The 1,380-nt window shown below is 72.2% G+C and carries 1 pseudogene; it reads right to left on the bottom strand.

The window, feature by feature from the left end:
* Nucleotides 1-412: 412 nt before the first annotated feature.
* A pseudogene (locus QR77_RS48665) lies at nucleotides 413-1,380 on the bottom strand (transporter); the annotation flags it as partial.

The following is a 1,380-nucleotide window of genomic DNA, read 5'->3' as shown; positions in this document are numbered from 1 at the left end:
AGGTGTTGTCGGGTGTCGCTCCGGGGCGATATCCGGGATGCACGATTTACGGCGCGTGCGGGCGGTCGTCCAGCTAACGCGGCCCTGCGCCGCAAATCACGCGTTAGTATCCCGGACACCACCCCTGCGCGCCCCCCCTTCACCTGCGGGAACGCCGCACTGACCGCCCCCGGGCGCGGCGTTACGGGTCTGCCCACGGGCGACGGAGGGTGACGGGGTCGCAGGAGGTACGTGTCCGGACGCTAACGTGAGATTTGTGGCGCACGACCGCCTCAGGCAATACGTCCGGGGTGACGACGCCGTAAATCACACGTCCGGACATGTGCCTCCGGAGGCCCCGGCGCCCGGCACACGAACAACCGGCCGCAACCAAGCGCACCGCCCCAGACCACGGCCGCCCGCCGCGAGGCGACTAGCCCTTGCTGACCGCCACCAAGATCTCCGGCAGCCGCGCAGCGGTCCGCGGCGCCGCCACCCGCAGCCCCGCCCAGCCGATCAGCCCCCCGTACACCGCCCCCACCGGCAACAACAGCCACGTCACACCCGTCGCGTCCGCCACGTGGATCCAGATCAGCAGGGCCAGCACCGGCGCGCACAGGATCGCCGCGCTCACCATTCCGCCCAGGATCGAGATCCACGCGAGCCCCGCCTGCCCCGGCGCCACGTTCTTGTAGCCGCTGCCCTGCGGGATCGAGTACGGGAAGCGCGCCGACGCCACCGCGCCCGTCGCCAGCATCGCGCCCAGCAGCGCGAAGGAGAGCCCGAGCGCCTCGGGCAGACCGCGCCAGTTGCCCAGCAGCGCCGCCGTCAGGGTGGTGACCAGCGCCGCGTACGGCAGCGTGATGAGCAGCAGGGCGAACGCGCGCGCCCGCAGCTCCAGGTACGCGTCGTGCGTCGAGGAGATCGTCAGGGCCACCATCCAGAACGCCGAGGTGTCCTGGCCGAACTGGTTGTACATCTGGATGCCCAGCATGCCGGCGGCAAAGCACGAGAGGTAGATCGTCCCGGTGCCCTGGAGCGCGTTGAAGAGCGGCACGATCAGGCCGACCACGAGCGACGTCACCCACGCCGCCTTGGTCTTGGGGTCGCGCCAGATGTAGCGGAGGCCGCGCTGCATCACCGTGCTCGTCCGGCCCTCGGGCAGCAGCCCGCCGAAGCCCTGGGAGGACTCCTTGCGGGTGGGCTCGGCCGCGGCGAGGGTCGAGCCGTCCGGGGCCGTCATGAGCTTCACCAGCGAGCGCTGCCAGGCGTACAGGAGCGCGCCGAGGGCCGCGGCCGTCAGCAGGAGCTGGAGCGCGGCCCGCCCGTACGCGCCCTCGCTCGCCGAGGCCACCGCGCCGATCGCGGACGCGGGCGGCAGCCACCGTACGACGTCGGCGG

This window comes from Streptomyces sp. 150FB, assembly GCF_000818195.1.
Taxonomy (GTDB): domain Bacteria; phylum Actinomycetota; class Actinomycetes; order Streptomycetales; family Streptomycetaceae; genus Streptomyces.
Note: the sequence above shows the minus strand (reverse complement) of the source record. Positions and strands in the feature narration are given on the sequence as shown.